General features: G+C 69.2%; 18 protein-coding genes. 17 read left to right on the top strand and 1 reads right to left on the bottom strand.

Annotated features, from left to right (window positions below):
* The first annotated feature begins 96 nt into the window (after window positions 1–96).
* The 15 genes from NRY95_17965 to lpxC all read left to right on the top strand — a co-directional run bounded on the left by NRY95_17965 (window position 97) and on the right by lpxC (window position 17,697).
* On the top strand, window positions 97–498 hold the full coding sequence (locus NRY95_17965; GenBank protein UYC18625.1) for a division/cell wall cluster transcriptional repressor MraZ: 402 nt from the start codon (window positions 97–99) through the stop codon (window positions 496–498).
* A gap of 14 nt (window positions 499–512) precedes the next feature.
* On the top strand, window positions 513–1,625 hold the full coding sequence (gene rsmH / locus NRY95_17960; protein UYC18624.1) for a 16S rRNA (cytosine(1402)-N(4))-methyltransferase RsmH: 1,113 nt from the start codon (window positions 513–515) through the stop codon (window positions 1,623–1,625).
* Window positions 1,622–1,885 carry a cell division protein FtsL gene (gene ftsL / locus NRY95_17955; GenBank protein ID UYC15570.1) on the top strand — a complete coding sequence of 88 codons (264 nt, stop codon included), beginning with the start codon at window positions 1,622–1,624 and terminating at the stop codon, window positions 1,883–1,885. The genes rsmH and ftsL overlap by 4 nt, the downstream gene beginning before the upstream one ends.
* The gene (locus tag NRY95_17950; protein ID UYC15569.1) at window positions 1,882–3,747 is read left to right on the top strand and encodes a penicillin-binding transpeptidase domain-containing protein; all 1,866 of its coding nucleotides are present in this window, start codon (window positions 1,882–1,884) and stop codon (window positions 3,745–3,747) included. Before ftsL ends, NRY95_17950 begins: the two co-directional genes overlap by 4 nt.
* Window positions 3,744–5,252: a UDP-N-acetylmuramoyl-L-alanyl-D-glutamate--2,6-diaminopimelate ligase gene (locus tag NRY95_17945; GenBank protein ID UYC15568.1), complete on the top strand. Its 1,509-nt coding sequence runs from the start codon at window positions 3,744–3,746 to the stop codon at window positions 5,250–5,252. Before NRY95_17950 ends, NRY95_17945 begins: the two co-directional genes overlap by 4 nt.
* Window positions 5,249–6,820, top strand: coding sequence for a UDP-N-acetylmuramoyl-tripeptide--D-alanyl-D-alanine ligase (murF, locus tag NRY95_17940; GenBank protein ID UYC15567.1), 1,572 nt, complete (start codon window positions 5,249–5,251; stop codon window positions 6,818–6,820). The genes NRY95_17945 and murF overlap by 4 nt, the downstream gene beginning before the upstream one ends.
* Window positions 6,810–7,895 carry a phospho-N-acetylmuramoyl-pentapeptide-transferase gene (gene mraY, locus NRY95_17935; protein UYC15566.1) on the top strand — a complete coding sequence of 362 codons (1,086 nt, stop codon included), beginning with the start codon at window positions 6,810–6,812 and terminating at the stop codon, window positions 7,893–7,895. Before murF ends, mraY begins: the two co-directional genes overlap by 11 nt.
* Entirely contained in the window at window positions 7,895–9,217 is a 1,323-nt protein-coding gene (ftsW, locus tag NRY95_17930) for a putative lipid II flippase FtsW (protein UYC15565.1), read from the top strand. Before mraY ends, ftsW begins: the two co-directional genes overlap by 1 nt.
* Window positions 9,214–10,512 (top strand): undecaprenyldiphospho-muramoylpentapeptide beta-N-acetylglucosaminyltransferase, encoded by a 1,299-nt coding sequence (murG, locus tag NRY95_17925; GenBank protein ID UYC15564.1) that lies wholly within the window; start codon window positions 9,214–9,216, stop codon window positions 10,510–10,512. Before ftsW ends, murG begins: the two co-directional genes overlap by 4 nt.
* Window positions 10,509–11,945 carry a UDP-N-acetylmuramate--L-alanine ligase gene (gene murC / locus NRY95_17920; protein UYC15563.1) on the top strand — a complete coding sequence of 479 codons (1,437 nt, stop codon included), beginning with the start codon at window positions 10,509–10,511 and terminating at the stop codon, window positions 11,943–11,945. The genes murG and murC overlap by 4 nt, the downstream gene beginning before the upstream one ends.
* The gene (locus tag NRY95_17915) at window positions 11,942–12,901 is read left to right on the top strand and encodes a D-alanine--D-alanine ligase (protein UYC15562.1); all 960 of its coding nucleotides are present in this window, start codon (window positions 11,942–11,944) and stop codon (window positions 12,899–12,901) included. Before murC ends, NRY95_17915 begins: the two co-directional genes overlap by 4 nt.
* A gap of 127 nt (window positions 12,902–13,028) precedes the next feature.
* Window positions 13,029–13,871: a cell division protein FtsQ/DivIB gene (locus NRY95_17910; protein UYC15561.1), complete on the top strand. Its 843-nt coding sequence runs from the start codon at window positions 13,029–13,031 to the stop codon at window positions 13,869–13,871.
* Window positions 13,868–15,103, top strand: a complete 1,236-nt coding sequence (ftsA, locus tag NRY95_17905) for a cell division protein FtsA (protein UYC15560.1) — start codon at window positions 13,868–13,870, stop codon at window positions 15,101–15,103. The genes NRY95_17910 and ftsA overlap by 4 nt, the downstream gene beginning before the upstream one ends.
* 217 nt (window positions 15,104–15,320) lie before the next feature.
* On the top strand, window positions 15,321–16,541 hold the full coding sequence (ftsZ, locus tag NRY95_17900; protein ID UYC15559.1) for a cell division protein FtsZ: 1,221 nt from the start codon (window positions 15,321–15,323) through the stop codon (window positions 16,539–16,541).
* Window positions 16,542–16,785: 244 nt separating this feature from the next.
* Window positions 16,786–17,697, top strand: a complete 912-nt coding sequence (lpxC, locus tag NRY95_17895; protein UYC15558.1) for a UDP-3-O-acyl-N-acetylglucosamine deacetylase — start codon at window positions 16,786–16,788, stop codon at window positions 17,695–17,697.
* Window positions 17,698–17,845: 148 nt separating this feature from the next.
* On the opposite strand, the gene NRY95_17890 is transcribed toward lpxC, so the two are convergent.
* The gene (locus NRY95_17890) at window positions 17,846–18,322 is read right to left on the bottom strand and encodes a DUF721 domain-containing protein (protein UYC15557.1); all 477 of its coding nucleotides are present in this window, start codon (window positions 18,320–18,322) and stop codon (window positions 17,846–17,848) included.
* 10 nt (window positions 18,323–18,332) lie between these two features.
* On the opposite strand from NRY95_17890, the gene NRY95_17885 reads away from it, so the two are divergent.
* Window positions 18,333–19,280 (top strand): M23 family metallopeptidase, encoded by a 948-nt coding sequence (locus tag NRY95_17885; GenBank protein ID UYC15556.1) that lies wholly within the window; start codon window positions 18,333–18,335, stop codon window positions 19,278–19,280.
* A gap of 162 nt (window positions 19,281–19,442) precedes the next feature.
* Window positions 19,443–22,181, top strand: coding sequence for a preprotein translocase subunit SecA (gene secA, locus NRY95_17880; protein UYC15555.1), 2,739 nt, complete (start codon window positions 19,443–19,445; stop codon window positions 22,179–22,181).
* Window positions 22,182–22,204: the final 23 nt, after the last annotated feature.

Genomic DNA, 22,204 nt, shown 5'->3' with positions numbered 1-22,204 from the left:
TTTTTCGTGGTTCAATGACCGCCCAGGCGGATTTGGAAAGGTGTAGGCGTCGTGTTTCAGGGCGAGACCGCAATCACAGTGGACGACAAGGGGCGTATGGCGGTTCCCACCGCGTACCGCGACCTCGTCGCGCGTGCGAGCGGCAATCGGCTGGTGCTGACCTACAACCCGTTCGAGGCCGGATGCCTGTGGCTGTACGCGGAAAAGGAGTGGGAGCGGGTCCGTGACGACGTCATGGCCAAGCCCAACACCCAGCGCGTGGTACGGGTCCTGCAGCAGAAGCTGGTCGGTTCCTCGGCCGCGCTGGAGCTGGACGCCAACAGCCGCATCACCATCCCGCCGAGCCACCGCGCTGCGGTGGGCATCGAAAAGCGCGCCGTGCTGTTGGGCATGGGCGACAAGTTCGAACTATGGAGCGAGCAGGCTCATCGCGCACTGATCCAGCAGACATTGTCTGACGAGGATCTGGGCGATGGATTGCTCGATCTGAAGTTGTGAGCCGGGGTGTCCGGATGCGCGGACAGGCGCAGGCCGGTCACCTTCCGGTGTCGCAACCGCCGGCGGCGCATGTGCCGGTGTTGTTCGCGCAGGTCATGGACGGGCTGCAGGTGATCGAAGACGGAATCTATCTGGATGGCACGTTCGGGCGTGGCGGACACGCGCGCGGGGTGCTGCACAAACTCGGCCCAGGAGGCCGGCTGCTGGTGATGGACAAGGATCCCGAGGCGATCGCCGAAGCCGAACATGCGTTCGGTGGCGACGCGCGGGTGCGCATCCGCCGCGGCAGCTTCGCCGAACTGGGCCAGTGGGACGCCGCCGCCGATCTGGACGGGGTGCTGTTCGACCTGGGCGTGTCCTCGCCGCAGCTGGACGTGGCCGCGCGCGGTTTCTCGTTTGGCAAGGACGGCCCGCTGGACATGCGCATGGACCCGGACGCCGGCGACAGTGCCGCGCAGTGGCTGGCGCACGCCAGCGAGCGCGACATCGCCGACGTGCTGTGGACCTATGGCGACGAACGCCAGAGCCGGCGCATCGCCCGCGCGATCGTGGCGCGTCGCGCCGAGCAGCCGCTGACCCGCACCGCGCAGCTGGCCGAGCTGATCGCCAGCGTGATGCCGCGCGGCGACAGCAAGACCCATCCGGCCACGCGCAGCTTCCAGGCGATCCGCATCCACATCAACCGCGAACTGGCCGACCTCGAAGCCGGGCTGGACGCGGCGCTGGCCAGGCTCAAGCCGGGCGGGCGCCTGGCGGTGATCAGCTTCCACTCGCTGGAAGATCGCATCGTCAAGCAGTTCATGAACCGCCACGCCAAGGCCCCGCCGAGCAACCGCCGCCTGCCCGAGGCGCAGCCGTTCGTGCCGACGCTGCACCTGCACGGCGGCGCGATCAAGGCCGACGGCGCCGAGCTGGCGCTCAATCCGCGCGCGCGCAGCGCGGTGCTGCGGGTGGCCGAGAAGCTGGGAATCGGGAATCGGGAATCGGGAATCGGTAAAGGCGAAAGCAAGAGCTCGCTTCCCGGCGCGGACGGTTTCCGGGCGCAGGCCACCGGCTCTTCCCCATTCCCCATTCCCCATTCTCCATTCCCGCCGGCACATGAAGCGCTCCACAGGAGCGCGCCATGAGCCGGCTCCTGCTCATCGTCCTGCTCGCCTGCACCATCGCCTCGGCGATCGGCGTGGTGTACATGCGCCATCGCCATCGCCAGCTGTTCGTCGAGCTGTCGCGGCTGGAGCACAACCGCGACGAGCTGAACATCGAGTTCGGCCGGCTGCAGCTGGAGCAGGCGACCTGGGCCGAAAGCAATCGCGTCGATCAGGTCGCGCGCGAGCGGCTGGGCATGAAGTTTCCGGAAACCGGCGACATCGTGGTGGTGCGGCCATGAGCAAGACCGGCCGCAACCGCCCGCGCAGCAACTTCAATCTCCGTGGCCGGCTGGTGCTGGTGGGGGCGGCGCTGAGCCTGTGCTCGGTCACCCTGATCGGCCGCGCCGCCTACGTGCAGATCATCAACAGCGACTTCTACCAGCGCCAGGGCGAGGCGCGCTACCTGCGCGAGCTGCCGATCGCGACCTCGCGCGGCATGATCACCGACCGCAACGGCGAGCCGCTGGCGGTGTCCACGCCGGTGGAGTCGATCTGGGTCAATCCGCAGGAGCTGCTGCGCAATCCCGACCGCATCCCGCAGCTGGCGCAGGCGCTGGAGCTGCCCAGCGACGAGCTGACCGCCAAGCTGTCGCAGAAGGCGGACAAGGAGTTCATGTACCTCAAGCGCCGGATCAATCCGGACAAAGCACACGCGGTGGTCGCGCTGGGCATCCCGGGCGTGTTCTCGCAGCGCGAGTTCCGCCGCTTCTACCCGCAGGGCGAAGCGATGGCGCACGTGCTCGGCTTCACCAACATCGACGACCGCGGCCAGGAAGGGCTGGAGCTGGCGTTCGACGAATGGCTGCGCGGCAAGCCCGGCTCCAAGCGCGTGATCCGCGACCGCAAGGGCGCGATCGTGGAGAGCATCGATCTGGTCAAGCCGGCCGAGCCGGGCAAGGACCTGACCCTCAGCATCGATCGCCGCATCCAGTTCCTGGCCTACAAGGAACTGCGCAACGCGCTGGTGGAAAACAACGCCGCCGGCGGTTCGATCGTGGTGATGGACGTGGCCACTGGCGAGATCATGGCCATGGTCAACCTGCCGACCTACAACCCGAACTCGGTCACCGGGGTCAATTCCGATGCGCGCCGCAACCGCGCGGTCACCGACCTGGTCGAGCCGGGTTCGACGATGAAGCCGTTGACCATCTCCACCGCGCTCAAGGCCGGGGTGGTGACCAAGGACACGCTGATCGACACCAACCCGGGCTACATGGCGATCGGCCGCTTCACCATCAAGGACGTGCCGCGCAACAACGGCGTGCTGACCGTGACCGGCGTGATCACCCGCAGCTCCAACATCGGCGCGGCCAAGATCGCGGCCAAGCTGCCGGACCAGACCTTCTACGACCAGATCCACAGCTACGGCTACGGCAGCGCCCCGCACAGCGGCTTCCCCGGCGAATCGGCCGGCGTGCTGCCCTCGCCGGCACGCTGGAGCGGGTCGTCCAAGACCACCATGTCCTACGGCTACGGCCTGTCGGTGACGCCGCTGCAGATCGCGCGCGCGTACTGCGCGCTGGGCAACGGCGGCAAGCTGGTCACGCCGACCTTCGTCAAGGGCCAGCACGAGGACACCAAGGAAGTGCTGAGCCCGGCGATCGCCAAGGAAGTGGTGTCGATGATGGAAACCGTGGTGACCCAGGGCGGCGCCAAGGGCGCGGCGATCCTCGGCTACCACGTCGCCGGCAAGACCGGCACCGCGCGCCTGAACGGTCCCGGCGGCTATATCCGCGGCCACTACAACGCGCTGTTCGCCGGCCTGGTGCCGGCGACCAATCCGCGCTTCGCCACGGTCATCGTGATCAACGATCCGCAGGGCGCCAAGTACTACGGCGGCCTGGTTTCGGCGCCGGTGTTCCACAACGTGATGGAAGGTGCGCTGCGGCTGATGGACGTGCCGCCGGACGACATCCAGGCATGGCTGGCGGCGCAGGCCGCCGGCAAGAGCGGCCATGCGCCGCCGCCGGCACCGGTGGAGCCGGATCCGGCCGTGGTGCCCGATGCCGCCGCCGAAGTGGAAGCGGCGCTGCCCATCGCCCGTGCCGTCACGCCGCCGCCGGCCGCGCAGCCGGTGCCGTTGCAGGAGACCCGCCAGTGAGCCGCGCGCTGCCGCTGTCGCAGTTGCTGCCGGACGTGGCGCTGGCGCGCGACGTGCAGGTGTCCGGGCTGGTCATGGACAGCCGCGCGGTGCGCGCCGGCGATGCGTTCGTGGCGATCGCCGGGTTCGGCGCGCACGGGCTGGGCTTCGTCGCGCAGGCGCAGGCCAAGGGCGCCGCGGCGATCCTGTTCGAACCGCCGGCCCCGGCCGAATTGCCGGTGCCGGCCGACGCGATCGCGGTGCCGGGCCTGCGCGCGCGCATGGGCGCGATGGCCGACCAGTTCCACGGCCATCCGTCGCAGACGATGACCATGGTCGGGGTCACCGGCACCAACGGCAAGACTTCCACCGTGCAGTTGCTGGCGCAGGCCTGGCAGTGCCTGGGCACGCGCAGCGGCAGCATCGGCACGCTCGGCGTCGGCCTGTACGGCGACGTGGTGCCGACCGGTTTCACCACGCCGCTGGTGCTGCAGACGCACGCGCTGCTGGCGCAGCTGCGCGACGCCGGCGCGCAGGCGGTGGCGATGGAAGTGAGTTCGCACGCGCTGGATCAGGGCCGCGTCGATGCGGTGCACTTCGATGTGGCGGTGTTCACCAATCTCACCCGCGACCATCTGGACTACCACGGCGACATGGCCGGCTACGGCGCGGCCAAGGCGCGCCTGTTCGCCACGCCCGGGTTGAAGGCGGCGGTGGTCAATCTCGACGACGCGTTCGGCCGCGAGCTGCTGGCGACGCTGGCCCCGGCGCTGCGCGGCATCGGCGTCAGTTCGCGCGGTCAGACCGGCGCCACGCTGCGCGCCGAGGCGCTGCGCCTGGACGCGCGCGGCATCGGTTTCGACCTGCTGATCGATGGCGCGCGGCATCCGCTGCAGTCGCCGCTGCTCGGCCGCTTCAACGTGGACAACCTGCTGGCGGTGGCCGGCGCGCTGCACGCGCTGGACGTGGCGCCGGCGCGCATCGCCGCGACGCTGTCGCAGCTGCAGCCGATCCGCGGACGCATGAACCGCCTCGGCGGCAGCGACGCGCAGCCGCTGCTGGTGATCGACTACGCGCACACTCCGGACGCGCTGCAACAGGCGCTGTCCAGCCTGCGCGGCCATGCCCGCGGCCGCCTGCTGTGCGTGTTCGGCTGCGGCGGCGAGCGCGACACCGGCAAGCGTCCGCAGATGGCGGCGATCGCGCAGCGCCTGGCCGACGCGGTGATCGTCACCGACGACAATCCGCGCGGCGAGAACGGCGACCGCATCGTCGCCGACATCCTGGCCGGCTTCACCGACCTGCACGCGGTGCGCGTGCAGCGCGACCGCGCGCAGGCCATCGTCCAGGCAGTGGCCGAAGCCGGCCCCGAGGACATCGTGCTGATCGCCGGCAAGGGCCACGAGCCCTACCAGGAGATCGCCGGCATCCAGCATCCGTTCGACGACACCGAGGTCGCCGCGCAGGCGTTGCAGGCGCGCGCCGCGCAGGCCGCCCACGCCCAGACCGGGGAGGGCGCACGATGAAGCGCCTGCCGCTGTCGATGATCGCGCACTGGGCCGGCGCCGAGCTGCATGGCGACGACGTGGCGATCGATGCGATCGCCCACGACACCCGCACGCTGGCGCCGGGCAGCCTGTACGTGGCGTTGCGCGGCGAGCGCTTCGACGGCCACGACTTCGCCGCCGATGCCGCCGCGCGCGGCGCCAGCGCGCTGCTGGTGGAGCTGCTGCAGCCGCAGATCGAGCTGCCGCAGATCCTGGTCGCCGACACCCAGCTGGCGCTGGCGCGGATCGCCGCCGGCATGCAGCGCGGCCGCGCCACGCGGGTGGCCGCGATCACCGGCAGCAACGGCAAGACCAGCGTCAAGGCGCTGCTGCTGGCGATCCTGCAGCATGCCTGTCGGGTGAACGGCGGCAGCGTCTACGCCAACCCCGGCAACCGCAACAACGAGATCGGCCTGCCGCTGGCGGTGATCGAAGCGCCGGACGCGGCCGACTACGCGATCTACGAGATGGGCGCGGGCAAGCCGGGCGACATCGCCTACCTGACCGACATCGTCGCCCCGCACGCGGCGCTGGTGAACAATATCGCCGCAGCGCACCTGGAGCGCATGGGCAGCCTGCTCGGCGTGGCGCAGACCAAGGGCGCCATCTACGCCGCGCTGACCGCCGATGGCACCGCGGTGATCAATGCCGACGACGCGTTCGGGCTGTGGTTCGAACAGCGCCTGCCGGCGCCGGCCCCGCGCGTGCTGCGCTTCGGCCTGCAGGCCAGCGCCGAGGTCACCGCCACGCAGTTGCGCCTGCGTCCGGACCGCTCGCAGTTCGTGCTGGTCACCCCGCACGGCGAGGTCGACGCGACGCTGCCGTTGCCGGGCCGGCACAGCCTGATGAACGCACTGGCCGCCGCCGCGCTGGCGCTGGCGCTGGGCGTGACCCCGGCGCTGATCGCCGCCGGCCTGGCGCAGGTGCAGCCGGTGCCGGGCCGGCAGATCGCGCACACGCTGCCCGGCGGCGCGGTGCTGATCGACGACAGCTACAACGCCAACCCCGGTTCGCTGGCCGCGGCGATCGACGCGCTGGCCGCGGCCGGCGGCGAGCGCTGGCTGGTGCTGGGCGACATGCGCGAACTCGGCGACGGCGCGCAGGCGCTGCACGCCAGCGGCGGCCGTCGCGCCCGCGACGCCGGCCTGACCCGGCTGTATGCGCTGGGCCCGCTCAGTGCGATCGCCGCGCAGGCGTTCGGCGAGAACGGCCGCGTGTTCGACAGCCATGCGGCGCTGATCGCCGCGTTGCGCGCGGACCTCCGCGCGGCCGCGGCCGCGGTCGGGACTCGGGACTCGGGACTCGGGACCCGGGAAGAGCAGGATCAAGAGCAGGAACCAATGCAAAAGCATGAGAACACCGGCGCGGCAGCAGATGGCGTCGCGCCTTTACGAGTCCCGAGTCCCGAGTCCCGAGTCCCGGCTTCACTGAGTCCCGAGTCCCGAGTCCCGGCGACCGTCCTGGTCAAGGGTTCGCGCGGCAGCTCCATGAACAAGATCGTGAGCGCGCTGCTGGCGCAGGGAGAGGAGGCGCCGCATGCTGCTTGAACTGTCGCGTTGGCTGCAGCAGCTGGAGAGCCTGTTCGGGTTGTTCGGCTACCTCACGTTCCGCGGCATCCTCGCGGCGCTGACCTCGCTGTTCCTGTCGCTGTGGCTGGGCCCGGCGGTGATCCGCAAGCTGGCGCAGTTCAAGGGCGGCCAGCCGATCCGCCAGGACGGCCCGCAGAGCCATTTCTCCAAGGCCGGCACGCCGACCATGGGCGGCTCGCTGATCCTGCTCACCGTGCTGCTGTCGGTGCTGCTGTGGGGCGACCTGCGCAACCGCTACGTGTGGCTGGTGCTGGCGGTGATGCTGGCGTTCGGCGTGATCGGCTGGTACGACGACTGGATCAAGATCGTGCGCCGCGACCCGAACGGGCTGAAGTCGCGCTGGAAATACCTGCTGCAGTCGATCTTCGGCCTGGCCGCGGGCCTGTTCCTGTACTACAGCGCCGACGTACCGGCCGCGATCACCTTCTACATCCCGATGTTCAAGTCGATCGCGCTGCCGCTGGCCGGGATCAGCTTCGTCGCCATCGCCTACTTCTGGATCGTCGGCTTCTCCAACGCGGTCAACCTGACCGACGGCCTGGACGGGCTGGCGATCATGCCGACGGTGCTGGTGGCCTGCGCGCTGGGCGTGTTCGCCTACGCCTCGGGCAACGCGGTGTTCTCCGCCTATCTGAAGATTCCCTCGATCCCCGGCGCCGGCGAGCTGATCATCATCTGCGCGGCGATCGCCGGCGCGGGCCTGGGCTTCCTGTGGTTCAACACCTACCCGGCGATGGTGTTCATGGGCGACATCGGCGCGCTGGCGCTGGGCGCGGTGCTCGGCACCATCGCGGTGATCGTGCGCCAGGAACTGGTGCTGGTGATCATGGGCGGCGTGTTCGTGATCGAGACGCTGTCGGTGATGATCCAGGTCGCCTCGTTCAAGCTCACCGGCAAGCGCGTGTTCCGCATGGCGCCGATCCACCACCACTTCGAGCTGAAGGGCTGGCCCGAGCCGCGGGTGATCGTGCGCTTCTGGATCATCTCGGTGGTGCTGGTGCTGGTCGGCCTGGCCACGTTGAAGGTACGCTGATGAACGACACCGCCCACCAGGCGACCCGACTCGAGGCCATCGGCGGCCGCTACGACCCGTGGCTGCTCGGCGCCGTGGTGGCGCTGGCCTCGCTGGGGGTGGTGATGGTCGGTTCCAGCTCGATCGAGCTGACCGTCAGCCCGTTCTACTACCTGACCCGGCATCTGCTGTTCCTGGCCGGCGGCATCGGCCTGGCGATCTGGACGATGCGCACCGAGCTGAAGAACATCGAGCAGTACAACCAGCTGCTGCTGCTGGCCTGCTTCGGCCTGCTGATCGTGGTGTTCGTGCCCGGCCTGGGCAGCAGCGTCAACGGCGCGCGGCGCTGGATCAATCTGGGCATCTCCAAGTTCCAGACCGTGGAAGCGGTGAAGGTGCTGTACATCGTGTGGCTGTCCAGCTACCTGGTGCGCTTCCGCGACGAGGTCAACGCGACCTGGCCGGCGATGCTCAAGCCGCTGGGCGTGGCGGTGGCGCTGGTCGGCCTGCTGCTGATGCAGCCGGACTTCGGTTCCTCCACGCTGCTGCTGGCGATCACCGCCGGCATGCTGGTGCTGGGCGGGGTCAACCTGCCGCGGATGTCGATGCCGATCGTGATCGGGCTGCCGGTGTTCGCCTTCATCGCGATCCTGGAACCCTATCGGCTGCGCCGCATCACCTCGTTCCTGGACCCGTGGGCCGACCAGCTCGGTTCCGGCTACCAGCTGTCCAATGCGCTGATGGCGGTGGGCCGCGGCGAACTGTTCGGGGTCGGCCTGGGCGGTTCGGTGCAGAAGCTCAACTACCTGCCGGAAGCGCATACCGATTTCATCTTTTCGGTGATCGCCGAGGAACTGGGCTTCACCGGCGTGTGCCTGATCATCGCGCTGTACGCGCTGCTGGTCGGGCGCGCGTTCTGGCTGGGCATGCGCTGCGTGGAAATGAAGCGCCACTTCTCCGGCTACATCGCCTTCGGCATCGGCCTGTGGATCAGCCTGCAGAGTTTCGTCTCGGTCGGCGTGAATCTGGGCATCCTGCCGACCAAGGGCCTGACCCTGCCGCTGATCTCCGCCGGCGGTTCCAGCGTACTGATGACCTGCGTGGCGATGGGCCTGCTGCTGCGCGTGTCCTACGAACTCGATCGCGCCGAACGCCAGGTGGCGAAGGTGCGCAGTGATGCCGCGCCGCCGGTCAGGCAGACCGTGGACAGCGCCGAGGACCTGCAGGCCGCACGCGAGGCCAGCGCCAGCGCGGTGGCCGCGGCGATCCAGGCCGGCACCCCGGCGCGCGGCACTAGCCGCATGCAGCCGCGGGTCGAGCCCACCTTCGGGAGGCTGGGATGAGTGTGTCCGTGCCGATGACCGGCACCGCCATGACCGACGCTGCGTCGCGTCCGGTGATGATCCTCGCCGGCGGCACCGGCGGGCACATCTTCCCGGCGCTGGCGGTGGCCAAGGTGCTGCGCGCGCGCGGCGTGCCGGTGGTGTGGCTGGGCGCGGCCGGGCGCATGGAAACGCAACTGGTCCCGCAGCACGGCATCGAGATCGACACCATCGAGATCGGCGGGCTGCGCGGCAAGGGCGCGCTGGCGCTGTTCGGCGCGCCGCTGCGGGTGCTGCGCGCGATCCGCGCGGCCGGCTTCGTGTTGCGCCGGCGCATGCCGCGCGCGGTGGTCAGCTTCGGCGGCTTCGCCGCCGGCCCCGGCGGCATCGCCGCACGCCTGCTGAAACTGCCGCTGCTGGTGCACGAACAGAACCGCGCGCCGGGCCTGACCAACAAGGTGCTGTCGCGCGTCGCGCGGCGCGTGCTGACCGGGTTCCCGGGCAGCTTCGCCGCACGCGAGGAAGCGGTGGGCAATCCGGTGCGCGCCGAGATCGCCGCGCTGGCGCCGCCGGCGCAGCGCTTCGCCGCGCGCGACGGCGCGGTGCGCCTGCTGGTGCTCGGCGGCAGCCAGGGCGCGCGCGCGCTGAACCAGGCGCTGCCGCGCGCCCTGGCCGCGCTCGGCGCGCAGGTCGAGGTGCGCCACCAGTGCGGCGAGAAATTGCGCGACGAAGCCGCCCAGGCCTATGCCGAGGCCGGCGTCGCCGCCAGCGTCGAAGCCTTCATCGGCGACATGGCCGCCGCCTACGCCTGGGCCGACCTGATCGTGTGCCGCGCCGGCGCCTCGACCCTGGCCGAACTGTGCGCGGTCGGCATCGGCAGCGTGCTGGTGCCGTTCGCTGCCGCCGTCGACGACCACCAGACCCGCAATGCCGAATACCTGGTCGAACGCGGCGCCGCGGTGCTGCTGAAGCAGGACGACGCCCTGGCGACCAACCTGCAGGGCGTGCTGCGCGACCTGCTCGGCAACCCCGCGCGCCGCCTGTCGATGGCCGAGGCCGCCCGCCGCCTGGCCAAGCCGGATGCGGCCGAGCGCATCGCGGACATCATTCTGGAAGAGGCCGGGAGTCGGGATTCGGGACTCGATGTAACCGGGACTCGGGACTCGGGACTCGGGACTCGTCACCAGCAAGAACAAGAGCAAAAGCATATGCAAGCAGACGATTCCAATGGGGTGGCGCGTAGCGCCGCCGCTCCGCTTCCCCCGAGTCCCGAGTCCCGAGTCCCGGGTCCCGGCGCGAACGGAGTTCGCGCATGATTCGGCGTCTCCACGACACCGGCGACCTGGTCCGTGCGTTCCCGCGCGTGCATTTCGTCGGCATCGGCGGCACCGGCATGAGCGGGATCGCCGAGGTCATGCTGACCCTGGGCTACGAGGTGTCCGGGTCGGACAACGCCGACAACGCGGCGACGCGGCGCCTGGTCACGCTCGGCGCACGGGTGATGCGCGGGCATTCGGCGGCCAACGTGCTCGGCACCGACTGCGTGGTGGTGTCCAGCGCGATCCGCGACGACAACCCGGAGCTGATGGAGGCACGCAGCCAGCGCATCCCGATCATGCCGCGCGCGGCGATGCTGGCCGAGCTGATGCGCTTCCGCCGCGGCATCGCGGTGGCCGGCACGCACGGCAAGACCACCACCACCAGCCTGGCCGCGGCGGTGCTCAGCGAAGGCGGGCTGGACCCGACCTTCGTGATCGGCGGGCAGCTGCTCGCCGCCGGCGCCAACGCCAAGCTCGGCGGCGGCCAGTGGCTGGTGGCCGAGGCCGACGAGAGCGACGGCAGCTTCCTGCGCCTGAATCCGCTGATCTCGGTGATCACCAACATCGACGCCGACCACCTGGAGAACTACGGCAACGACTTCGCCCGGGTCCAGGCTGCATTCGCCGAATTCCTGCAGCGCCTGCCGTTCTACGGCCTGGCGGTGCTGTGCATCGACGATCCGGAAGTGGCCGCGCTGGCCGCCAAGACCCCGCGCCACGTGATGAGCTACGGGCTCAGCGAGAACGCCGACGTGCGCGCCGAGGACGTGGTCCAGGACGGCCCGCGCATGCGCTTCACCCTGCGCCTGCCGGAAGGCAGCAGCACCCCGGTGACGCTGGCGTTGCCGGGCCGGCACAACGTGCTCAATGCGCTCGCCGCCGCCGCCATCGGCTGGCAGCTGGGCGTGGCGCCGGCGGCGATCGCCAGCGCGCTGCAGAGCTTCGCCGGCATCGGCCGCCGCTTCAACGACCTGGGCGAAGTGACCACCGCGGCCGGTGCGCGCGTGCGCCTGGTCGACGACTACGGCCACCATCCGCGCGAACTGGCCGCGGTGTTCGCCGCCGCGCGCGGCGGCTGGCCGGACAAGCGCCTGGTGGTCGCGTTCCAGCCGCACCGCTACAGCCGCACCCGCGACCAGTTCGATGCGTTCGCCGCGGTGCTGTCTGAAGTGGACGCGCTGGTGCTCAGCGAGGTCTACCCGGCCGGCGAAGCGCCGATCCCCGGCGCCGACGCGCGCTCGCTGGCGCGCGCGATCCGCGCGCGCGGGCGTAGCGAGCCGGTGGTGGTCGGGCAGGTCGCCGAACTGAGCGACGTGCTGCCGGACGTGCTGCAGGACGGCGATCTGCTGTTGATGATGGGCGCCGGCGACATCGGCTACGTCGCCCAGCACATCGCGCAGGACGGCTTCGTCGGCGGAGCCAAGCCATGAGCGCGCAGAACTTTCCGCCGCCGCGCCACACCGACCCGGCCGTGTTCGGCCGCGTCGCGGTGCTGCTCGGCGGTACTTCCAGCGAACGCGAGGTGTCGCTGGATTCGGGCCGCAACGTGCTCGAGGCGCTGCGCGCGCGCGGCGTCGACGCGGTGGCGGTGGACGGCATCCCGGCATTGGCGCAGGCGCTGGTGGACAAGCGCTTCGACCGCGTGTTCAACGTGCTGCACGGCCACAACGGCGGCGGCGAAGACGGCATCGTGCAGGGCCTGATGGAGGCGTTCGGGGTGCCGTATACCGGCTCGAACGTGCTCGGCTCGGCCTTGAGCATGGACAAGATCCGCACCAAGCAGGTGTGGCTGTCGCTGGGCCTGTCCACGCCGCGCTATGCGCGCCTGGCGGCCGGCGCGAGCGCGGCGGAAGTACACGCCGCTGCGCGGCAGATCGGCTTGCCGGTCATCGTCAAGCCGGCCAACGAAGGCTCCAGCGTCGGCGTCAGCCGCGTGTTTGACCAGGCCCAGCTCGAAGAGGCGGTGACGCTGGCGGCGCGCTACGACGGCGCCTTGCTGATGGAGCAGATGATCGAAGGCGACGAACTCACCGTCGCCATCCTCGGCGATGTGGCGCTGCCGTCGATCCGCATCGTGCCCAAGGGGCAGTGGTACGACTACAACGCCAAGTACATCGCCGACGATACCCAATACCTGTGCCCGGGCCTGGACGGCGATGCCGAGGCGCAGATCGCGCAGCTCGCGCTGGACGCGTTCCGCGCCGCCGGTTGCCGCGGCTGGGGCCGCGTCGACGTGATGCGCGACCGCGCCAGCGGCCAGCTCTACCTGTTGGAAGCCAATACCGCCCCGGGCATGACCAGCCACTCGCTGGTGCCCAAGGCCGCACGCCAGCTCGGCATCGGCTTCGAAGAACTGGTGTGGCGCGTGCTGGAGCAGACGCTGTGAAGCCGGGATTCGGGATTGGGGATTGGGGATTCGCACAACGGCAGCGTCGCGCTGCCGATGCGCCCTGCTGCGCGCTTTGCGCCAATCCCCAATGCCGAATCCCGAATCCCGCGGCACGGAGTGCCGCATGACCGCCCTGCTGCGCATCCTCGCCTGGCTGCTGGCCCTGGCATTGGTCGCGTTGCCGGTGGTGGCGGTGCTCAACGGCTGGGTCGGTGCCGAGCGCTGGCCGCTGAGCCGGCTGCAGGTCAGCGGCGATTTCAAGCGCGTGCCGGCCGAGCAGTTGCGCCAGGTGGTGCTGCCGTACGCGCGCCGCGGGTTCTTCGCGGTCCGCCTGCAGGACGCGCAGGACGCGATCGAGCGGCTGCCATGGGTGGAGAGCGCACGCGTGCGCAAGCGCTGGCCGGACGTGCTGGAAGTGCGCGTCACCGAACACCGCCCGTTCGCGCGCTGGGGCAGCGACCGCATGCTGTCCGAGCAGGGCCGCATCTTCGCGCTGCCGAGCGAATTGCGCGGCATGGCGTTGCCGCAACTGGCCGGCCCGGACGCCAAGGCGCAGGACGTGGTCGCGCTGTACAACGAATCGCGCGCGCTGTTCGCGCCGGCCGGGCTGCAGGTCGACGGCGTGGCGATGGACGCGCGCGGCAGCTGGTCGCTGCAACTGGGCAACGGCGTGCAGGTGGTGGTCGGGCGTGACGACGCCCGCGCCCGCCTGGCGCGCTTCGCCCGCGTGCTGCCACAACTGGCCACGCCGGAACAGGCGCCGATCGCGCGCGCCGACCTGCGCTACACCAATGGATTCACGGTGGAGCGGGGAATCGAGAATCGGGAACCGGGAATGGAGAAAAAGCCCACGGCTCCGACCCAACCCGCGCGCCATGCGGCATTGGCCTACCCTCCATCCCCGCGCATGAGCCCGCTCTTCCCCATTCCCCATTCCCCATTCTCCATTCCCGGCTCCAAGACATGAACCGCAAAGGCGACAAATCCCTCATCGTTGGACTGGACATCGGCACCTCCAAGGTCGTCGCGCTGGTCGGCGAGTACTCGCCCGGCAATCCGATCGAGGTGATCGGCATCGGTTCGCACGAATCGCGCGGGCTCAAGCGCGGCGTGGTGGTGGACATCGAATCCACCGTGCAGTCGATCCAGCGCGCGGTCGAGGAGGCGGAGCTGATGGCCGGCTGCGAGATCCGCTCGGTGTACGCGTCGATCTCCGGCAACCATGTGCAATGCAAGAACTCGCCCGGCATCGTGCCGATCCGCGACGGCGAAGTGACCTGGAACGACCTGGACCGGGTGCTGGAAGCGGCCAAGGCGGTGGCGATTCCGGCCGACCAGCGCATCCTGCATGCGATCCCGCGCGAGTACGTGCTCGACGATTCGCAGGAAGGCATCCGCAACCCGGTCGGCATGACCGGCGTGCGCCTGGAGGTGCACGCGCACCTGGTGGTGTGCGCGCAGTCGGCCGCGGCCAACATCAGCAAGTGCGTGCAGCGCTGCGGCCTGCAGGTGGACGACCTGATCCTGTCCTCGCTGGCGTCCTCGGTGGCGGTGCTGACCGCCGACGAGCGCGAGCTGGGCGTGGTGCTGGTGGACATGGGCGCCGGCACCACCGACCTGGCGGTGTTCGTGCAGGGCGCGATCTGCCACACCGCCTCGCTGCCGATCGCCGGCGACCACGTCACCAACGACATCGCGCACATGCTGCGTACGCCCACCCCGGAAGCCGAGCAGATCAAGGTGCGCTACGCCTGCGCGCTGGCGCAGCTGGCCACCGCCGAGGAAAGCATCCAGGTGCCGAGCGTCGGCGACCGCCCGCCGCGGCGCATGCCGCGCCATTCGCTGGCGCAGGCGGTGCAGGGCCGCTACGAGGAGATCTTCGAGATGGTGCAGGCCGAACTGCGCCGCTCCGGCTTCGAGGAACTGGTGCGCGCCGGCATGGTGCTGACCGGCGGCGCCTCGAAGATGGAAGGCGTGGTCGAACTGGCCGAGGAGATGGTGCAGATGCCGGTGCGCGTGGGCATCCCGCAGCACGTCACCGGCCTGGGCGAAGTGGTCGGCAACCCGGTGCACGCCACCGGCGTGGGCCTGCTGCTGATGGGCAGCCAGATCGAACACCCGCGCCGCCCGTCGCTGCCCACCGGCCGCGCCGGCAGCCTGTTCAAGAAATTGAAGAATTGGTATCGCGGGGAGTTCTGAGGGCCGGGACTCGGGTTTCGGGACTCGGGACTCGGGACTGGTAAGAGCGATAAAGCGGAGAGCGGAAGGGCGGAGAGCAGAGACGGTAAAGCGGTAACGGCAACATCCACTAAGAAATTGCCGGCGCGAAGGCCGGGCAGGGAACCGAAAAGCAGCTTTTTTCGCGTCCCGAGTCCCGCGTCCCGAGTCCCGGCTCCATAACAAGAGGAAAACGGACATGGCGCATTTCGAACTGATTGAAAAGATGGCACCCAACGCGGTAATCAAGGTGGTCGGCGTGGGCGGCGGCGGCGGCAACGCGGTCGCGCACATGGTCAGCAGCAGCGTGGACGGCGTGGAGTTCATCACCGCCAACACCGACTCGCAGGCGATCAAGAACTGCGGCGCCAAGCTGCAGCTGCAGCTCGGCACCAACGTCACCAAGGGCCTGGGCGCCGGCGCGAACCCGGAAGTGGGCCGCCAGGCCGCGCTGGAAGACCGCGAACGCATCATGGACGCGCTGCAGGGCGCGGACATGGTGTTCATCACCGCCGGCATGGGCGGCGGCACCGGTACCGGCGCCGCCCCCGTGGTCGCGCAGCTGGCCAAGGAGATGGGCATCCTGACCGTGGCCGTGGTCACCAAGCCGTTCCCGTTCGAAGGCCGCCGGCGCATGCAGGTCGCGCTGAAGGGCATCGAGGAACTGAGCCAGCATTGCGACTCGCTGATCACCATCCCCAATGAAAAGCTGATCACCGTGCTCGGCCGCAACGCCACCATGATCCAGGCCTTCCGCGCCGCCAACGACGTGCTGCAGGGCGCGGTGCAGGGCATCGCCGACCTGATCGTGCGTCCGGGTCTGATCAACGTCGACTTCGCCGACGTGCGCACCGTGATGTCGGAAATGGGCCTGGCGATGATGGGCACCGGCTCGGCACGCGGCGACGACCGCGCGCAGGCGGCGGCCGAAGCGGCGATCCAGAACCCGCTGCTGGACGACGTCAACCTGGCCGGCGCCAACGGCATCCTGGTCAACATCACCGCCGGTCCGGACTTCACCATGGCCGAGTTCGACGAGATCGGCCGCACCATCGAAGGCTTCGCCTCGGAAGACGCGACCGTCGTGGTCGGCACCGTGCTCGACCCGGACATGCAGGACGAAGTGCGCGTGACCGTGGTCGCCACCGGCCTGAACCGCGCCGTGTCGCGCCAGACCCAGCGTCCGGAGCAGCGCGCGCCGATCAAGCTGGTGCGCAACGCCACCACCGGCCAGCCGGAATTCGGCGACTTCGAGCATGGCGGCGACGCCGTGTCCAAGGCCGTCGGCGGCGCGATGGGCCTGGGCCTGCGGCGTCCGAGCAGCGATGCGATGGGGTCTTCGGCACCGACACCGGCGGCGGCCGATCTGCCGAACGACTACCTGGATATCCCGGCGTTTCTGCGCCGCCAGGCCGACTGACCGCGCCAGGCCGGCCCTGCGCCGGCCGCAACACCGCCGATCGGGACTGTCCGCCCGTTCGGCGCGCCGTATCCTTTGCTGCCGGGTCACCTCGACCCGGCAGGTTTTTGCGACCGCGACGCGGGCCTTCGCCAGCGTTGCGCAAATAGGATGCTGTGACCGTCTTGTTAAAATTTGGCTAAACGCGTGATATTCTCAATTCCGTTCAGTTCCCGTCTGAGCGGACGTTCCCAAACTGTCTCCCATGACCCAGCAACGCACCCTCAAGAACACGATCCGCGCCACTGGCGTAGGCCTGCATAGCGGCGACAAGGTGTACATGACCCTGCGTCCTGCGCCGGCCGATCACGGCATCGTGTTCCGGCGCGTCGATCTGGAACCGGCGGTGGAAGTGCCGGCCGATGCCGAGCTGGTCACCGAGACCACGCTGTGCACCGGGCTCAGCCGCGGCGAGGCCAAGATCCAGACGGTGGAACACCTGATGTCGGCGATGGCCGGCCTCGGCGTGGACAACGCCATCGTCGAGCTGTCCTCGGCCGAATTGCCGATCATGGACGGTTCCTCCGGTCCGTTCGTGTTCCTGCTGCAGTCGGCGGGCATCGTCGAGCAGGGCAAGCCCAAGCGCTTCATCCGCATCAAGCGTCCGGTGGAAGTGCGCGACGGCGACAAGATCGCCCGCTTCGAGCCGTACGACGGCTACAAGCTGGGCTTCACCATCCAGTTCGATCACCCGATGATCCCGGCCAAGCAGTCGCGCCAGGAAATCGAGTTCTCGACCATGGCCTACATCAAGGAAATCTCCCGCGCGCGCACCTTCGGCTTCATGCGCGACCTGGAGTACATGCGCGAGCGCAACCTGGGCCTGGGCGGCTCGATGGACAACGCCATCGTGCTCGACGAATTCCGCGTGCTCAACGACGACGGCCTGCGCTATGCCGACGAGTTCGTGCGGCACAAGATCCTCGATGCGATCGGCGACCTGTACCTGGCCGGCGGCGCCATCCTCGGCGCCTACGAAGGCTACAAATCCGGCCATGCGCTGAACAACAAGCTGGTGCGCGCGCTGCTCGCCGAGCAGGCCGCGTGGGAGTGGGTGAGCTTCGATTCCAAGGCCGTGCCGGCGCCAGTGACCTACGGGGCCGTGGCCTACGCCTAAAGTTTTCCGCCCCGCGGCCGGGGGCGGTCCGGGATCACGGAATGGGCGATCCGTCGCGCCTTCGACCTTTCTTAACTTTTATTTAACGAATCGATAACGACCTCGACGCCGGCGCCCGCTAGGATGCGTCGGGTCGTGACGTGCGTGTCTACGTACGCAGACCGCGCCGGCCGGAGGCCGTCGTTGCTTCAGGCGTCGTGGAATCGACGTCCTGCAAGGATGCCAGCGCGTCGCGCAATCCCTTGTGCGTCGCCGCGGAAACCGGTGCTGGCTTGCTCCTTGCCTGTTGCATTGGGGAATGCGCGGATGCAGTGGCAATCTTGACGGTCACCCTGGTGGCCTTCAGCCCTAGGGACCGGGCCGCAGCGAGGATATCGGCCTCGGCGAGCCTGACCCGGGCGTGCCAGACCGGAGCGTCAACGAGAAAAACGAGCTGTTCGCCGTTCACATTGGCCAACCGACACCGGGAGGCCAGGTTCGGCGGCAGATGGGGGCGCAACTGTCGGTCCAGCGCGTCGAGCCACAAGGCACGCCGCAACGGGTCGCCCACCTTGTCCGCCAATGCGGCGTCCAACGCCGGCATCGGCGCGGTGGTATGGCCCTCGCCGGACTTTCGCTTAGACATGAAAACTCATATGGCGTTTAAGAAGATCGTAATCAATTCGCGTGAAAAGGGGATAAAGGACCTGCCGTGGCGGCTGCGCGAGCTCGCAGACCGGCGTCCCCTGGCCGTGCTGGGCACGGTGCTGGCGGTGGGCATGGTACTCGGCATCGGCGTCAGCGCCGCGACCGGCTTCGTCGGTTCGGCGCAGCTGCGGGCCAAGGTGGAGCGGCAGGACGCGGAGCTGGCGCAGGTGCGCCGCGACGCGCAGACCCAGGTCAACGCGCTGGCCGCGCGGCTGGGCGAACTGCAGGCGCAGGCCACGCGCCTGAACGCGCTGGGCGAACGCCTGACCCGCATGGGCAAGCTGCAGGACGGCGAATTCGACTTCGACCAGCCGGTCGGCGTCGGTGGCGGCGACGACGAGGCCAGCCAGGACATGCCGGCGCCGCAGCTGGGCAAGGAACTGGACGGGCTGCAGCAGCAGTTCGCCACCTCCGGCCAGCAGCTGTCGGTGCTCGAATCGCTGCTGTTCGACCACCAGCTCGACCAGAACGCGGTGCCGTCGCGGATGCCGATCCGCAACAGCTACATCACCTCCGGCTTCGGCGGCCGCGCCGATCCGTTCGGCCGCGGCGCCGGCAACCACAAGGGCATCGACTTCCACGCCAACGTCGGCGACCCGGTGCTGGCCGTGGCCGATGGCGTGGTCAGCTACTCGGGCGTGCGCGGCGGCTACGGCAACGTGGTCGAGGTCGATCACGGCAATGGCTATGTCACCCGCTACGCGCACAATTCGCGCTTGTCGGTGAAGGTCGGCGACCTGGTGCGGGTCGGCCAGGAAGTGGCCAAGGCCGGCTCCACCGGCCGTTCCACCGGCGCGCACGTGCATTTCGAGGTGTGGAAGGACGGCGTGGTGATGAATCCGGCCAAGTTCCTCGGCGACGGCGCCACCCCGGTGGGCCGTCGCGGCCGCGGCTGAGCGGCGCTGGGGCGGCGTGCCGGCGCTTGAATCGCCGGAGCCCGCCCCAAGCTACAATACGCTTTGCCACGACAGGGCGCCTCGCGCCCTGTTTCGTTTGCGGCCCGCCGATTCCCTGGGGGATTGGGCCGTACGGGCGTTCCTTTCCAACCGGTTCCTTCAATGATCAACAGTCTGCTTACTCGCGTTTTCGGTAGTCGCAACGAACGCCAGCTGCGTCAGCTCCACCGTATCGTCGCCAAGGTCAATGCGCTGGAACCGGAGATGGAGCAGCTCTCCGACGCGCAGCTGCAGGCCAAGACCCCGGAACTGCGCGGGCGCATCGCCGGCGGCGAGAGCCTGGACAAGGTGCTGCCGGAAGCGTTCGCGGTGTGCCGCGAGGCCAGCCGCCGCGTGCTCGGCATGCGCCACTACGACGTGCAGCTGATCGGCGGCATGGTCCTGCACCTGGGCAAGATCGCGGAAATGCGCACCGGCGAAGGCAAGACCCTGGTGGCGACGCTGCCGGTGTACCTCAACGCGCTGGAAGACAAGGGCGTGCACGTGGTCACCGTCAACGACTACCTGGCGCGCCGCGACGCCGCGCAGATGGGCAAGCTGTACAACTGGCTGGGGCTGAGCGTGGGCGTGGTCTATCCGGGCATGCCGCACAGCGACAAGCACGCCGCCTACGCCGCCGACATCACCTACGGCACCAACAACGAATTCGGCTTCGACTACCTGCGCGACAACATGGCGCTGTCCAAGGCCGACCGCTACCAGCGCGGCCTGAACTACGCCATCGTCGACGAAGTGGACTCGATCCTGATCGACGAGGCGCGCACCCCGCTGATCATCTCCGGCCCGGCCGACGATTCGCCGGAGCTGTACATCCGCGTCAACCGCATCGTGCCGCAGCTGAGCAAGCAGGAGTCCGAGGAAGGCGAGGGCGACTTCTGGGTCGACGAGAAGGGCAAGCAGGTGCACCTGTCCGAGGCCGGCATGGAGCACGCCGAAGAGCTGCTGCGCGCCGCCGGCATCCTGACCAACGACGAGGACCGCCTGTACGGCGCGCAGAACCTCAGCGTGGTGCATCACCTCAACGCCGCGCTGCGCGCGCATGCGATCTACCAGCGCGACGTGGACTACATCGTGCGCGACGGCGAAGTGGTCATCGTCGACGAATTCACCGGCCGCACCCTGCCGGGCCGGCGCTGGTCCGACGGCCTGCACCAGGCGGTGGAAGCGAAGGAAGGCGTGCCGGTGCAGCGCGAGAACCAGACCCTGGCCAGCATCACCTTCCAGAACCTGTTCCGCATGTACAAGAAGCTGTCCGGCATGACCGGTACGGCCGACACCGAAGCCTACGAATTCCAGAGCATCTACAACCTGGAAGTGGTGGTGATCCCGACCAACCGCCCGACCATCCGCAAGGACTGGCCGGACCAGGTGTTCCTCAACCGCCAGGGCAAGTTCAACGCGGTGCTCGCCGACATCGAGGACTGCGCCAAGCGCGGCCAGCCGGTGCTGGTCGGCACCACCTCGATCGAGACCTCGGAGATGCTGTCCGAGCACCTGCGCAAGGCCGGGGTCAGGCACGAGGTGCTCAACGCCAAGCAGCACGAGCGCGAGGCGCAGATCGTCGCCAACGCCGGCCAGCCGGGCGCGGTGACCATCGCCACCAACATGGCCGGCCGCGGGACCGACATCGTGCTCGGCGGTTCGCTGGAAGCGGAACTGCAGGCGCTGGGCGAGGACCTGAGCGAGGCCGAACGCGCGCGCCTGAAGGCGGCCTGGCAGGAGCGCCACGACGCGGTCAAGGCCGCCGGCGGCCTGCACATCATCGGTACCGAGCGCCACGAGTCGCGGCGTATCGACAACCAGCTGCGCGGCCGCTCCGGCCGCCAGGGCGACCCGGGTTCCTCCCGCTTCTACCTGTCGCTGGAAGACAACCTGATGCGCATCTTCGCCTCCGACTGGGTGCAGAAGGCGATGCGGATGATGGGCATGAAGGAAGACGACGTCATCGAGGACCGCATGGTCAGCCGCCAGATCGAGAAGGCGCAGCGCAAGGTCGAGGCGCACAACTTCGACATCCGCAAGAACCTGCTCGACTTCGACGACGTCAACAACGACCAGCGCAAGGTGATCTACGCGCAGCGCGACGAACTGCTAGACGCCGAGTCGGTCAAGGACAACGTCGACGGCATCCGCGACGACGTGATCTACGACCTGGTGGCGCGCTTCGTGCCGCCGAATTCGATCGACGAGCAGTGGGACCTGGCCGGGCTGGAAGCGACCCTGTCCAGCGACCTGGGCCTGCCGCTGTCGCTGACCGACCTGGTCAAGCGCCACGAGGAACTGGACGCGGCCGGCATCGCCGAGAAGGTGCGCGAGGAAGTCGATCGCCACTTCCAGGAGAAGGAGACCGCGGTCGGCGGCGAGACCATGCGCGCGCTGGAGAAGCACGTGATGCTGACCGTGCTCGACCAGAGCTGGAAGGAGCATCTGGCGCGCATGGACTACCTGCGCCAGGGCATCCACCTGCGCGGTTACGCGCAGAAGCAGCCCAAGCAGGAATACAAGAAGGAAGCCTTCGAACTGTTCTCGGAGATGCTCGAGCACGCCAAGCGCGAGGTGGTGACCTTGCTGGCGCGCGTGCGCATCCGCAGCGAGGACGAAGTGGCGGCGCTGGAAGCGCAGGAACGGCAGCAGATGGAGGCGCAGTTGCGCCAGGCGCAGTTCCAGCACCAGGACGTCGGCGGCTACAGCGCCGACGAGGAGGCCGAGCAGGTCGCGCTGGGCGCCAACCCGCCGCAGGTGGCGCAGGTCACCCGCGAGGCGCCCAAGGTCGGCCGCAACGATCCGTGCCCGTGCGGCAGCGGCAAGAAGTACAAGCATTGCCATGGGCAGTTGAGTTAAGCGCGCTGTTGCGCAATCGCGCA

Origin of the sequence: Xanthomonas campestris pv. phormiicola (genome assembly GCA_025666215.1) — a bacterium.
Taxonomy (GTDB): domain Bacteria; phylum Pseudomonadota; class Gammaproteobacteria; order Xanthomonadales; family Xanthomonadaceae; genus Xanthomonas_A; species Xanthomonas_A campestris_A.
This window is presented reverse-complemented; position numbering and strand designations above follow the sequence as displayed.